This window comes from Mycobacterium sp. TH-M116, assembly GCF_057473685.1.
Genome location: NZ_JBYCLC010000397.1, coordinates 1 through 12620 on the forward strand (window position 1 = coordinate 1; position 12620 = coordinate 12620).

Genomic DNA, 12620 nt, shown 5'->3' on the forward strand with positions numbered 1-12620 from the left:
GGCGGCCGGGGGTTGTCGGTGCCCACTGCTTTGATGGGGTCATGTGCTTGACCGCTTCGGTGACCGCGTCGTTGGGATCGGGGGCGATTCCCCCGAAGGAGCGTTTGGCGGTGTTGTTTGAGGAGTTGTCGGAGTTGGCCGGTCAGCGCAACGCCATTGACGGGCGCATCGTGGAGATCGCCGCGGAGATGGAGCGTGACGAGTTGTGCGGGGTTACCGGCGCGCGGTCGGTGGCGGCGTTGGTGGCCTGGAAACTCGGTGTGTCCTCGACGAATGCGCATACGATCACCGCGGTGGCGCGGCGGGTGGAGGAGTTTCCGCGCTGCGTGCAGGGCCTGCGGGAGGGCCGGCTGTCGTTGGATCAGGTCGGGGTGATTGCCGCGCGGGCCGGGCAGGGATCCGATGAGCATTACGAGCAGTTGGCGCGTAGCGCCACGGTCAACCAGTTGCGCACCGCGGTCAGCCTCGAGCCGCGCCCCGACCCCGACCCGCGCCCGCGCCCGCAGCCCTCGATCACCAAAAACACCGGCGAGGAGTTGACCTGTTGGCGGATCACACTGGGGCATCTGGATGCGGCGAAGTTCGACGCCGCGCTGGCCGCGCATCGGGATGCGCTGATCACCGAGTACAAACACGACCGCGGCGACGGCGAGTGCCACGCCGAGGGCGCGCCGCCGCCACCGGGCACCCTGGAGGCGTTTCTGCGCCTGGTCGAGACCGGCTGGGATGTCGAGGCCACCCGCCGCCCCCACGGGCAGCACACCACGGTGGTGGTCCACCTCGACGTCGCCCAGCGCGCGGCTGCGCTGCACCTGGGCCCCGCACTGACCGGCGCCGAACGCCGATACCTGACCTGTGATGCCACCTGCGAGGTCTGGTTTGAACGCGACGGCCAGCCTATCGGCGCCGGCAGGGCCACGCGCACGATCAGCCGGCGGCTGCGGCGCGCCCTCGAGCACCGCCACCGGACGTGCGCGGTCCCCGGCTGTGGCGCCACCCGGGGTTTGCATGCCCACCACATTCGGCACTGGGAGGACGGCGGTGCCACAGAGTTGGCCAACCTGGTGCTGGTCTGTGCGTACCACCACCGGTCACACCACCGCGGCGAGATCACCATCACCGGACCCGCCACCGAGCTCGAAGTCACCGACAGCGCCGGGCGACCACTGCGCCCGGGATCACTGGCCCGCCCGCCCGCCGGTCCCCCGCCGGCCGTAGCGCCGTATGCCGGGCCCACCGGCGAACGCGCCGACTGGTGGTGGTACCAACCCTTCCAACCCCAACCACCACCCGAAAACTAGCCTGAGTTTCCGAGAATTGTGCTCCCCAGCCCATCTCGCGCAGGTACCAGTACGGCCGGCCGCCGATCGCATTCTTCTACAGGCTTGGCACAATTTCGGCCAGGCGGGATCGGCGGTGAAGTCAAGCACCAGCAGCGTTGTGTCACAAGGAAAATCGCGGCAACTCACATCGCGGCGGGAGGCCCGAAACCACGGATTCTCGGAAACTTGGGCTAGGCCTTTCGACCGTGCGTCGCAACCGAAAACGTCTGGGGCACAAAGAAACTACAGGCCGCTACGGCGACGGGTGCGGCGTGCCGGTCAGGATGGTGTCGACGGCGCTGGCGAGGGTAAGGAATTCGACACCGCCGGCGAGCGTTCCCAGGCCCACATCTGCGGCGATGGGCTGGCCGATCGCGTTGAAGAGCCCCTGCAGTGGCTGGCCGTTGATCGCCTGCGTGATCCCGTTGAGGAACAGGTTGGCGTCGTAGGATGGCAACGTGACGACGAGCGCCGTCGCGATGTCCGCGGTCGGCAGCAACGTCGCGTAGGCGGTCGAGATGTCGGAGACGAGGCCGTTGGCGAATCCGGTGTTGGCGTTTTCGAGGCCCGCGATGGCGCCGTCGAGCGTCGACGTGAGCGAGATGCCCGTCGGCACGGCCGGCGGCGTGCCGGCCAGGCTCGGCAGCGCCGCCGCCGACAGGTTCAGTGGCGGCAGCCCCTGTGCGCTCAAATCGCCTCCTGCGGCGACCATTCCCTGGTAGGCGCCGTTGAGCAGGTCCGGCCCCAGCGCCAGTGTCGCGTTGAGTGGCGGCAATACCCCGAACGGCGTCGCAACGTTGGCGTAGCCGGTCGAGTAGCCGTAGTTCGGGTCGCCGTAACCCCAGTTGACCAGGTACCGAAGGTCGGGCTGCAGCAGGTCTGCGAGCGGGTTCCCGATACCGGGGATCGCGCGCAGCGGGTCCAGCAGCGGCAGATTCTGGGTCGGAATCATGTAGTAGGTGGAGCCGCCGTCGTACCCGGGACTGGTCGGCAAGGTGATGGCCTGCGAGATCTGGGTTGCCGGGATCGTCAGGTACGTGCCGTGCACGAACGCGATGCCCGCGAAGGCGTTGAGGTCGGCGAGGATGTCGATGGGGTACTGCGGGAAGTCGGCGAAGCCGTCGTATTCCAGGGTGTAGTTGTAGATCGGGTAGCCGGTGTTCGAGGCCATGGCGCCGTAGAAGGGGATACCGAGACTGGGCAAGTCGAGACCCGGGAACCGGGCCAGCATGCCTCCGTTCGGCGTCATCTCGTTGCCGACGAGCACGAAGCTCACGTCCGACGTCGGCACATGGGCGGCAACAAGATTCGGCAGTTCCAGCGCGGCGAGCATGGCGCCCTGCGAGTAGCCGAACACGGTGACCGGCTGGGTTGTCGCGTTGGGCCCGGTGAGCGCGTTGTTCAGGATCGTCAGGCCCCGGTCCACCGAGATGTTCAGGGTCAGGTCTTTGATCCCGGTGATCGGGTACAGGCCTTCGGGGGTGAACAATCCCTGGATGTTGCTGGTGGTGAAGTCACGGGAGACGTAGTTGCCGTACGCGGTGGCGATGTACTTGGCGTCGGGGATCGGCACCCCGCTGGCCCCGAGGATCAGCGCGGTCTTCACCGGTGTGGTGCTGGTGGCCAGCGCCGTGGCGCCCGCCGTGCCGGCTGCGGTGGCGCCGCCGGTGAGCGCGCCGAACTGGGTCTGGGCTGTGGCGCCGAACGACCCCAGGGTGGTGGTCGCCGCGGATTCGGTTGCCGCGTAGGTGGTTGCGGCGGCCGTGAGGGCGCGGGCGAACTCGTCGTGGAAACTCTGCGCCTGCCCGAGCAGCGCCTGATATTCGTGGGCGTAGGCACTGAACAGGGTCGCGGTGGCCGCCGACACCTCGTCGCCGGCGGCGGCCTGCAGGCCGGTGGTCCAGCCCGCCGCGTCGGCGTTGGCCGTGCCGATCGCCGACCCGATCCCGGAAACGTCGGCGACGGCCGTCGCGATCATCGGTGGCTGCGCGAAGACAAACGTCATCGGATCACCCTTCTATGGCCAGACAGCATCGAGGCGGCACTGGGCCACCGTACGGCGAATGCGCCGTTGTGTCTGGCGTTTAAGCGTTTTCGGCGCCGACCGGTCAGTTCGGACCCGGGTTCGGTACACCGAGCAGGATTGTCTGCAGCGAGTTCTCGATGGAGATGAACTCGAAGCCGCCGGCCAGGGTGACCAGTCCGGTGTCGGCGGCGATCGGGTCGCCGATCGCGTTGAGCAGGCCGACCGGGTTGCCGTTGATGGCCTGCGAGATCCCGTTGAGGAACAGGTTGAGGTCATAGGACGGCAGGGACACCACCACGGCGGTCGCGATGTCCGCAGTCGGGAGCAGCGTCGCGTAGGCGGTGGAGAAGTCGGTGGTGAAGCCGCCGACGAGGGTGTTGTTGGCGTTCTCGATGCCGCCGATGACGTTGGTGAGTGTGGCAGGGATGGACGCCACGGTCGGCAGCGACGCCAGTGCGGTCGTCCCCGCCGACGCCCCCCCGGTGAGCGCGCCCGCGAGGGTCGGCAGTGACAGGGCCGGCAGCGACATGGCGGGCAGCGAGGTGGGGAGCATGGCGGAGATGTCGGCCCCGAACGCGTTCATGCCCTGCTGGGCGCCGCTGACCAGCAGCGGACCCAGGGCGGTGGTCGCGCTCAGCGGCGGCAGGAACCCGAACGGGGTCTGCACATTGGCCAACCCGGTGGAGTAGCCGTAATCGGGGTTGCCGTAGCCCCAGTTGACCAGGTAGGTCAGGTCCGGCTGGACCAGGTCGGCCAGCGGGTTGCCGATCACCGGGATCGCGCGCAGCGGGTCCAGCAGCGGCAGATTGTGGGTGGGGATCATCACGTAGTTGGTCAGGGTGCTGCCGCCGGTGTCGTGGAGTTGCGCCGACCCCGGCAGCAGGAAACCCGAGTTGACCAGCGACTGCGACAGTGTCGGGTAGGTGCCGTGGATGAAGACGATGCCCGCCAGCGCGTTGAGGTCGGAGAAGATGTCGATGGGGTACTGCGGGAAGTCGGCGAACCCGTCGTATTCCAGCGAGTAGATGGTGGTTTGGAAGTCGTTGCTGGGTGTGGAGTTGCCGAAGGTGACGCCCAGGCTGGGCAGGCTCAGGTCCGGGAAGCGGGACAGCAGTCCGCCGTTGGGGTTGCTCGGGTCGCCCAGCAGGGTGAAGTTGAGCTGGGTGGGTAAGTAGCCATCGGCTTTCAGGATCGGCATCGACATCGACGCCAGGGTCGAACTCTGCGAGTACCCCAGAATCGACAAAGGACTCCCGGTGTAGTTGGTGGGGTCTGGGATCTGCGCCTTGATGGCGTTGTCCAACTCGGTGACGCCGCGGGCCAGCGAGATGTTCAGCGTCAGGTCCTTGACGCCGGTGAACGGATACAACCCCTCAGCTGTGGACACGGCCGTCTGTGTCCCGGCATAAAAGTTGTCGAGGTAGCGGTCGAAGACGTTCGCCATGTACGTCGTCGACGGCGTCGCGGTACCGCTGCCGGTCATGATCAGATTGGTGAGGACTGTGATGGGACTCGTCGGCGTCGATATCCGCGTGGGAGTTGCCGCGGCCGCGACCGCGGCTCCGGCGCCCAGCGTGCCGGCGACGCCCGCCTCGGCCTGCACGTAGGCGTTCCCGGCGCCGCTCAAAGCCGCCACGAACTGCTCGTGGAACGCGCTCGCCTGCGCCAGCAGCGCCTGGTAGTCCTGGCCGAATGAGCCGAAAAGCGCTGCAGTGGCTTCCGACACCTCGTCCTGCGCCGCCGCCACCAGCCCGGTCGTCTGCGCCGCGGCCGCGGAGCGGGCCTGGTCGATCGCCGTGCCGATTCCCGCCGCGTCCGACGCGGCCGACCCTATCAACTGGGGCTGCACAAGCATGCTCGTCATCGGGCATTCCTTTCCGGGCAGGACTGCTGAGTTGTGCGGGCGTCGGGCCGCGCATCACCGTCTTCGCGGCCGGCGCAGCAGTCGGCCCGTGTCATCCTAGACGTGATCTGCGTCTCGGTATGCATCTTTTGCGGCTCGTTTTCCGAACGTGTGACGGCGCCGGTGCTCAGGCGAACAGTGCGTCGCGCAACCGGTCCACGTCGGCAGCGGTGATGCCCGCGTCGCGCAGATACGCCTGCAGGGACCCGAACTCGCCGTCGATCCGCTGCCATGCGGCGTCCAGGTACTCCTCGCGCACCCCCAGCACCCCGTCCGAGAGCCGGGCCTCGGCGAAGGTTTCCACCTCCGCGGTCACCGGGGCCTGTGCGCGCTGGTGGATCATCTCGGTGATCTGCACCCGCAACTGGGGTACGGCGTCGTTGCTGCGCAGGAAGTCTCCGACGATGGCGTCCCGGTCGACACCGACCGCCGCCAGCACCGTCGCCACCACGAAGCCGGTGCGGTCCTTGCCCGCGAAGCAGTGCGTGAGCACCGGGCGCCCGGCAGCGAGCAGCGTGACGACGCGGCGCAGCGCGCGCTGCGCCCCGTTGCGCATCGGGAACTGCCGGTATTCGTCGATCATGTAGCGGGTTGCGGCCTCGTCGACCGGCAGGCCCTCCTCGCGTTGCAGCAGCTGCTGGAACGCGTGCTCGTGCGGCGCCTGCCCGGCCTCGCCGTTGGCGGGGTCGTCGTCGGCGAGATCGGGGACCGGCAGCAGGTGGATGTCGACGCCGTCGGGCACCCGGCCCGGTCCGCGCCGGGCCACCTCCCGCGACGACCGCAGGTCGGCGACGTCGGTGATCGCCAGCCGCCGCATCGTGGCGCGGCCCTCGTCGTCGAGCCGGCTCAGCTCGCCGGAACGGAACAGCCGCCCGGGTCGCAGCGCGGATACGGTGTCGGCGACGTCGCGAAAGTTCCAGGCCCCCGACAGTTCCCGTAACGCCTCAGCCACGCGACGTGACCGCCGCGGCCAACGGCGACTTCTCCCGGCCGATCTCGGCGCGCGCGATGGTCCGCATGTGCACCTCGTCGGGTCCGTCGAAGATCCGCATCGCGCGATGCCAGCCGTACATCCGGGCCAGCGGAGTGTCCTCGCTGACGCCGGCGGCACCGTGCACCTGGATGGCGCGGTCGATGACGTCGCAGGCCACCTGCGGGGCGACCGCCTTGATCTGGGAGACCAGCAGGTGGGCGGCCCTGTTGCCGTGCTCGTCGATCGTCCACGCCGCCTTCTCGCACAGCAGCCGGGCCTGGTCGATCTGGTTGCGTGACGTGGCGATCGCCTCGCGCACCACGCCCTGCTCGGCCAGCGGCCGGCCGAACGCCACCCGGTTGCGGGCCCGCTCGGTCATCAGGGCCAGCGCGCGTTCGGCGCCGCCCAGCGCGCGCATGCAGTGGTGAATGCGGCCCGGCCCCAACCGGGCCTGGGCGATCGCGAAGCCGCCTCCCTCCTCGCCGAGCAGGTTGGTGGCCGGCACCCGGACGTTGTCGTAGACGATCTCGCAGTGCCCGGGCTGGTCGTGGAAGCCGAACACCGTCGTCGAGCGGAGCACGGTCACACCCGGCGTGTCGATCGGCACCAGCACCATCGACTGCTGCTGGTGGCTCGCCGCGGCGGGATTGGTGCGGCCCATCACGATCAGGATCGTGCAGCGCGGGTCCGCGGCCCCCGACGTCCACCATTTGCGGCCGTTGATGACGTAGTCGGAGCCGTCGCGCTCGATCGTGGTCTCGATGTTGCGGGCGTCGCTGCTGGCCACCGCGGGTTCGGTCATCGAAAAGCCGCTGCGGATCTCGCCGTTGAGCAGCGGGTGGAGCCACCGGGTGCGCTGCTCCTCGGTGCCGAACATGTGCAGGATCTCCATGTTGCCGGTGTCGGGCGCGGCGCAGTTGAGCGCCTCGGGCGCGAGTTCCAGGCTCCAGCCGGTCAGCTCGGCCAGCGGGGCGTACTCGAGATTGGTCAGGCCCGACTCGGCCGGCAGGAACAGGTTCCACAGGCCGCGGTCCTTGGCCTTGGTCTTGAGTTCCTCGACGACCGGCGGGACGGTGTGGTCATGGGGTCCGGCCTCGAGACGGTAGGCGTCGTAGGCGGCCTCGGCTTCGAAGACGTGCTCGGTCATGAAGTCGGACAGCCGCTGGTGGTAGTCGCTTGCTTTGGCCGACATCGCGAAGTCCATGCCCGTCACGATAGGGCACCTGCGGTCGCTCACATTTGACAGGCGGTCAACTTCCCGCACGATCTGTGCCATGACCGAGACGCTGCCCCCCTTTGCCCCGTTCACCCGCGCGACGGCGATACAGAAGGTCCAGGCCGCCGAGGACGCCTGGAACACCTGTGACCCCGAACGCGTCAGCCGCGCCTACACCCCGGAGTCGCGGTGGCGCAACCGCGGCGAACACGTCATCGGCCGCGACGCCATCGTGGCGTTCCTGACCCGCAAGTGGCGGCGCGAACTCGACTACTCGCTGCGCAAGAGCCTGTGGGACTTCCACGGCAACCGCATCGCGGTGCGGTTCCAGTACGAATGCCGCGACCGCGACGGCCAGTGGTACCGCAGCTACGGCAACGAACTGTGGGAGTTCGACCCGTCGGGGTTGATGGCGCGCCGCGAGGCCAGCATCAACGACGTGCCCATCGAAGAATCCGAGCGGCGCTACTTCGGGCCACGCCCGGCCGCCGAACGTGACCAGGACATCCCCATGTGGTGACGGCATGTGGTGACGGCGCGGCTGGTGGACACGCGGCTCTCTGAACGCGGCGTCGCAACACAACGCTTTCTTGTGGCCCCACAACGCGGCAACGGCTACCGAATCGCCGCAGGGCGGCGAAGCATCGACCGGGACAGCCGACCAGTTGCCGGGGAAGTCTGCCCGGGTGATCACAGGTCGGTGGCGGACGCGGCGCGCGTTAAGGTAGCCAAGCGCGCGGCTGGGCCGGCGCCGTATCCATCGGTGGGGACATCCATCGGCAGAAAGCACGGGAAAGTAGATGTACGTGTCATGACAGATTCGCAGACAACGCCGGTCAGGGTTGGTGTGGTCGCCGAGTCCGGGGCCGGCGAGCGCAGGGTCGCGCTGGTCCCCAAGGCGGTCGCACCGCTGGTGAAAAGCGGTGTCAGCGTCGTCGTCGAATCCGGCGCCGGCGAGAAGGCGCTGCTTCCCGACGCCCTCTACATCGAGGCCGGGGCGAGCATCGGCGACCCGTGGGGCGCCGATGTCGTCGTCAAGGTGGCCCCGCCCAGCGCTGCCGAGGTCGCCAAGCTGCGCAGCGGCCAGACGCTGGTCGGCTTCCTGGCGCCCCGCAATGCCGACAACTGCATCGGCGCGCTGAGAAGCGCCGGGGTGCAGGCCTACGCGCTGGAGGCCATTCCGCGTATCTCACGCGCCCAGGCGATGGACGCGCTGTCCTCGCAGGCCAACGTGTCCGGTTACAAGGCCGTGCTGGTCGCGGCCTGGGAGTCGACGCGATTCTTCCCGATGCTGACCACGGCGGCGGGCACCGTGAAGCCGGCCACCGTGCTGGTGCTCGGCGTCGGGGTGGCGGGGCTGCAGGCCTTGGCGACCGCCAAGCGGCTCGGCGCGCGCACCACCGGCTACGACGTGCGCCCCGAGGTGGCAGACCAGGTGCGTTCGGTGGGCGCCCAGTGGCTGTCGCTGGGCGACGAAGATCTGGCCGCCGCGGGCGAGGGCGGTTACGCCCGGGAACTGACCGAGGAGGAGCGCGCGCAGCAGCAAAAAGCACTGGAGAAGGCCATCACCGGATTCGACGTGGTGATCACCACCGCGCTGGTGCCGGGCCGGCCCGCGCCGCGACTGGTGACCGCTGCGGCGGTGCAGGGCATGAAACCCGGCAGCGTCGTGGTGGACCTGGCCGGGGAGACCGGCGGCAACTGCGAGCTCACCGAACCGGGCCAGACCGTGGTCCGCCACGACGTCACCATCGCGGCACCGCTGAACCTGCCGGCCACGATGCCCGAGCACGCCAGCGAGCTGTACAGCAAGAACATCACGGCCCTGCTGGAACTGATGATCAAAGACGGCACGCTGGCCCCCGACTTCGGCGACGAGATCATCGCGGCGGCCTGCGTGACGCGCACCGGAGAGGACTCCTGATGTACGACGAGCTGTTGCAGAACCTCGCGATCCTGGTGTTGTCCGGGTTCGTCGGGTTCGCGGTGATCTCCAAGGTCCCCAACACGCTGCACACCCCGCTGATGTCGGGGACCAACGCCATCCACGGAATCGTGGTACTGGGCGCGCTGGTGGTGTTCGGCAAGATCGAGCACCCGTCGATCGCCCTGCAGATCATCATGTTCGTGGCGGTGGTGTTCGGAACGCTGAACGTCATCGGCGGATTCATCGTCACCGACCGGATGCTGGGCATGTTCAAGGGCAAGAAGCCTGCGGCCGCCGCGGCCGGGAAGGGCGACAAAGCAGGAGGGCCTGCGGGCAAATGAACTACCTGATCACCGTCCTTTACATCATCTCGTTCTCGCTGTTCATCTACGGCTTGATGGGCCTGACCGGCCCCAAGACCGCGGTGCGCGGCAACCTGATCGCCGCGGTCGGCATGACGCTGGCGGTGGCGGCGACGCTGGTCATGATCCGCGACACCACCCAGTGGCCGCTGATCATCGCCGGTCTGGTCGTCGGTGTGGTGCTCGGCGTGCCGCCGGCGCGGCTGACCAAGATGACCGCCATGCCGCAGCTTGTGGCATTCTTCAACGGCGTCGGCGGCGGCACCGTCGCGCTCATCGCGCTGTCGGAATTCCTCGAGACCACCGGCTTCTCGGCCTTCCAGCACAACGAGTCACCGACGGTGCACATCGTGGTGGCCTCGCTGTTCGCCGCGATCATCGGCTCGATCTCGTTCTGGGGCTCGATCATCGCGTTCGGCAAGCTGCAGGAAATCCTGCCCGGCCGGCCCATCGGCCTGGGGAAGGCTCAGCAACTCGTCAACCTGTTGCTGCTGACCGCGGCGGTGGCCGCCGCGGTGGTCATCGGCCTGCACGCGCATCCCTGCAGCGGCGGCGTGTCGCTGTGGTGGATGATCGGCCTGCTGGCCGCCTCGGGTGTGCTCGGCCTGATGGTGGTGCTGCCCATCGGTGGCGCCGACATGCCGGTGGTCATCTCCCTGCTGAATGCGATGACCGGGCTGTCGGCCGCCGCGGCGGGGCTGGCGCTGAACAACACCGCGATGATCGTGGCCGGCATGATCGTCGGCGCTTCCGGTTCGATCCTGACGAATCTGATGGCCAAGGCGATGAACCGCTCCATTCCCGCGATCGTGGCGGGCGGGTTCGGTGGTGGCGGCGTGGCGCCGGCCGGCGGCCTTGATGGTCAAGGCGGTAACAAGGTCGTCAAGGCGACCTCGGCGGCCGACGCGGCGATCCAGATGGCCTACGCCAACCAGGTGATCGTGGTCCCGGGCTACGGCCTGGCCGTGGCGCAGGCCCAGCACGCGGTCAAGGACATGGCGTCGCTGCTGGAAGCCAAGGGTGTGACGGTCAAATACGCCATCCACCCGGTGGCCGGCCGCATGCCCGGGCACATGAACGTGCTGCTGGCCGAGGCCGAGGTCGACTACGACGCGATGAAGGACATGGACGACATCAACGACGAGTTCGCCCGCACCGACGTCGCGATCGTCATCGGCGCCAACGACGTCACCAACCCGGCGGCCCGCAACGACGCGTCCAGCCCGATCTACGGCATGCCGATCCTCAACGTGGACAAGGCCAAGTCGGTGATCGTGCTGAAACGGTCGATGAACTCCGGGTTCGCGGGCATCGACAACCCGCTGTTCTACGGCGAGGGAACGACCATGCTGTTCGGGGACGCGAAGAAGTCGGTGACGGAGGTCGCCGAGGAGCTCAAGGCGCTCTGAGCAGGTGTCGAGCGCCGATGCTGCCGGTCAGACGGGCGGATAGGCCGGCGGCGGGTAGCCGTTGCCGTCGACGACTCCGCGCAGACCCCACGGGACGTAGCGGAAGAAGAACTCGATCTCGTCGCTCGCGTCGTAGTCCGGGCTCGGATCCATTGGGCCACCCCTGTGGTCAGTCGCGACTGGTTCGCCGGTCAGTCTAGTCCCCTCCACCGCGGCGCAACACCCGCATAAACTGTCCAACCAGTTGATTGACAGCTAGCCTGGTCCGGGGTCGCGCCCGGCCCCGGCAATGGACGATAGCGAGTGCAGATGCCATCCGAGAACGGGGTTTCCCGCCGCGAGGAGTTGCTGGCCGTTGCCACCACGCTGTTCGCCGCCCGCGGCTATCACGGCACCCGGATGGACGACGTGGCCGATGTCATCGGGCTGAACAAGGCGACGGTCTACCACTACTACGCCAGTAAGTCGCTGATCCTGTTCGACATCTACCGTCAGGCCGCCGAGGGAACGCTGGCCGCCGTCCACGACGACCCGTCGTGGACGGCCCGCGAGGCGTTCTACCAGTACACCGCGCGGTTGCTCGGCGGGATCGCCGACAACCCCGAGCGCGCCGCCGTCTACTTCCAGGAAGCGCCCTACATCACCGAGTGGTTCACCGCCGAACAGGTTGCCGAGGTGCGGGAGAAGGAAGCGCAGGTCTACGAGCACGTGCACGGTCTCATCGACCGCGGGATCGTCAGCGGTGAGTTCTACGAGTGCGACTCGCACGTGGTGGCACTGGGCTACATCGGCATGACGCTGGGCAGCTACCGCTGGCTGCGGCCCAGCGGACGGCGCAGCGCCAAGGAGATCGCCGCCGAGTTCAGCACCGCGCTGCTGCGGGGGCTCATCCGCGACGAGACGATCCGCCAGACCTCGCCGCTGGGTCCGTAGGGTCCGCGGGAGACCCCGGGCCGGCGGCACACGTCGCAGCGCAGGCCCCACCCGGCCGGGGCGCTCAACGCCGCGGCCGGTTTTCAGTCGGCGTGGGGACGGTGGGCTTGTGCAGGTTCCTGCGGTAGTCGTTGGGGCCGCAGCCGAACCAGCGTCGGCACGCCCGGGTGAGCACACTCTGCTCGGCGTAACCGAGTTCACGCGCAAGGTGGGACAGGCTGATCCGAGTATCTGCCAGGTATTGCGCGGCGAGTTCCTTGCGCACCTGATCCACCACGGCGGCGAACGTCGTTCCCTCGTCGGCGAGTCGGCGTTGCAACGTCTTGGGATGCAAGCCGAGCTGAGCGGCGATCACGTCGATCTTGGTGGCGCCGGTCGGCAACAGTTGGCGGATCATCGAACGAATCGGCTGCACGAGGCCGGTCTCCCGGGTGGTGATGCTCTGGAGATAGTCGACGAGCGCCCGGTGGGCCACGTGATCCGGGTGCATGCGCCGACGAAGGTCTCCGGCTCTGAGGGTGAGCCCCGTTGTGCGTTCGGCGAAATACC

Annotated in this window: 12 protein-coding genes; 6 read left to right on the forward strand and 6 right to left on the reverse strand. The window is 68.3% G+C overall.

The genetic code is table 11. From position 1 onward, the window contains the following. The first annotated feature begins 41 nt into the window (after positions 1 to 41). On the forward strand, positions 42 to 1301 hold the full coding sequence (locus AC2VOK_RS20555) for an HNH endonuclease signature motif containing protein (RefSeq protein WP_428902098.1): 1260 nt from the start codon (positions 42 to 44) through the stop codon (positions 1299 to 1301). Positions 1302 to 1575: 274 nt separating this feature from the next. Here AC2VOK_RS20555 and AC2VOK_RS20560 read toward each other — a convergent pair whose 3' ends face one another. The 4 genes from AC2VOK_RS20560 to AC2VOK_RS20575 form a co-directional block, all read right to left on the reverse strand. Next, a complete protein-coding gene (locus AC2VOK_RS20560; RefSeq protein WP_428902089.1) occupies positions 1576 to 3327 on the reverse strand; it encodes a PE family protein in 1752 nt (583 codons plus the stop codon). A 103-nt stretch (positions 3328 to 3430) separates the two neighbouring features. Beyond that, positions 3431 to 5212, reverse strand: a complete 1782-nt coding sequence (locus AC2VOK_RS20565) for a PE-PPE domain-containing protein (protein ID WP_428902090.1) — start codon at positions 5210 to 5212, stop codon at positions 3431 to 3433. A gap of 166 nt (positions 5213 to 5378) precedes the next feature. Further along, the gene (locus AC2VOK_RS20570; protein ID WP_428902091.1) at positions 5379 to 6203 is read right to left on the reverse strand and encodes a tyrosine-protein phosphatase; all 825 of its coding nucleotides are present in this window, start codon (positions 6201 to 6203) and stop codon (positions 5379 to 5381) included. Then, on the reverse strand, positions 6196 to 7416 hold the full coding sequence (locus AC2VOK_RS20575; RefSeq protein ID WP_428902099.1) for an acyl-CoA dehydrogenase family protein: 1221 nt from the start codon (positions 7414 to 7416) through the stop codon (positions 6196 to 6198). Before AC2VOK_RS20575 ends, AC2VOK_RS20570 begins: the two co-directional genes overlap by 8 nt. 82 nt (positions 7417 to 7498) lie before the next feature. On the opposite strand from AC2VOK_RS20575, the gene AC2VOK_RS20580 reads away from it, so the two are divergent. From AC2VOK_RS20580 to AC2VOK_RS20595, 4 genes are all read left to right on the forward strand, one after another. Beyond that, positions 7499 to 7960 (forward strand): DUF1348 family protein, encoded by a 462-nt coding sequence (locus AC2VOK_RS20580; RefSeq protein WP_428902092.1) that lies wholly within the window; start codon positions 7499 to 7501, stop codon positions 7958 to 7960. Positions 7961 to 8251: 291 nt separating this feature from the next. Further along, on the forward strand, positions 8252 to 9364 hold the full coding sequence (locus tag AC2VOK_RS20585; RefSeq protein ID WP_428902093.1) for a Re/Si-specific NAD(P)(+) transhydrogenase subunit alpha: 1113 nt from the start codon (positions 8252 to 8254) through the stop codon (positions 9362 to 9364). Beyond that, positions 9364 to 9708 (forward strand): NAD(P) transhydrogenase subunit alpha part 2, encoded by a 345-nt coding sequence (locus tag AC2VOK_RS20590; protein ID WP_428902094.1) that lies wholly within the window; start codon positions 9364 to 9366, stop codon positions 9706 to 9708. Before AC2VOK_RS20585 ends, AC2VOK_RS20590 begins: the two co-directional genes overlap by 1 nt. Further along, a complete protein-coding gene (locus tag AC2VOK_RS20595) occupies positions 9705 to 11138 on the forward strand; it encodes an NAD(P)(+) transhydrogenase (Re/Si-specific) subunit beta (RefSeq protein ID WP_428902095.1) in 1434 nt (477 codons plus the stop codon). Before AC2VOK_RS20590 ends, AC2VOK_RS20595 begins: the two co-directional genes overlap by 4 nt. A 27-nt stretch (positions 11139 to 11165) precedes the next feature. On the opposite strand, the gene AC2VOK_RS20600 is transcribed toward AC2VOK_RS20595, so the two are convergent. Further along, positions 11166 to 11291, reverse strand: coding sequence for a hypothetical protein (locus AC2VOK_RS20600; protein WP_007167223.1), 126 nt, complete (start codon positions 11289 to 11291; stop codon positions 11166 to 11168). A gap of 156 nt (positions 11292 to 11447) precedes the next feature. Here AC2VOK_RS20600 and AC2VOK_RS20605 point away from each other — a divergent pair, with 156 nt between their 5' ends. Continuing rightward, the gene (locus tag AC2VOK_RS20605; protein ID WP_428902096.1) at positions 11448 to 12071 is read left to right on the forward strand and encodes a TetR/AcrR family transcriptional regulator; all 624 of its coding nucleotides are present in this window, start codon (positions 11448 to 11450) and stop codon (positions 12069 to 12071) included. A 64-nt stretch (positions 12072 to 12135) separates the two neighbouring features. On the opposite strand, the gene AC2VOK_RS20610 is transcribed toward AC2VOK_RS20605, so the two are convergent. After that, a partial coding sequence (locus AC2VOK_RS20610) for a helix-turn-helix transcriptional regulator (RefSeq protein WP_428902097.1) occupies positions 12136 to 12620 on the reverse strand: 485 nt, incomplete at its 5' end.

Excerpts from the sequence above, each read along its gene's own strand:
- AC2VOK_RS20600 (WP_007167223.1), bottom strand. The coding sequence starts at position 11,291 with ATGGATCCGAGCCCGGACTACGACGCGAGCGACGAGATCGAGTTCTTC.
- AC2VOK_RS20575 (WP_428902099.1), bottom strand. The coding sequence starts at position 7,416 with ATGTCGGCCAAAGCAAGCGACTACCACCAGCGGCTGTCCGACTTCATG.
- AC2VOK_RS20560 (WP_428902089.1), bottom strand. The coding sequence starts at position 3,327 with ATGACGTTTGTCTTCGCGCAGCCACCGATGATCGCGACGGCCGTCGCC.
- AC2VOK_RS20555 (WP_428902098.1), top strand. The coding sequence starts at position 42 with ATGTGCTTGACCGCTTCGGTGACCGCGTCGTTGGGATCGGGGGCGATT.
- AC2VOK_RS20585 (WP_428902093.1), top strand. The coding sequence starts at position 8,252 with ATGACAGATTCGCAGACAACGCCGGTCAGGGTTGGTGTGGTCGCCGAG.
- AC2VOK_RS20580 (WP_428902092.1), top strand. The coding sequence starts at position 7,499 with ATGACCGAGACGCTGCCCCCCTTTGCCCCGTTCACCCGCGCGACGGCG.
- AC2VOK_RS20605 (WP_428902096.1), top strand. The coding sequence starts at position 11,448 with ATGCCATCCGAGAACGGGGTTTCCCGCCGCGAGGAGTTGCTGGCCGTT.
- AC2VOK_RS20565 (WP_428902090.1), bottom strand. The coding sequence starts at position 5,212 with ATGACGAGCATGCTTGTGCAGCCCCAGTTGATAGGGTCGGCCGCGTCG.
- AC2VOK_RS20595 (WP_428902095.1), top strand. The coding sequence starts at position 9,705 with ATGAACTACCTGATCACCGTCCTTTACATCATCTCGTTCTCGCTGTTC.
- AC2VOK_RS20590 (WP_428902094.1), top strand. The coding sequence starts at position 9,364 with ATGTACGACGAGCTGTTGCAGAACCTCGCGATCCTGGTGTTGTCCGGG.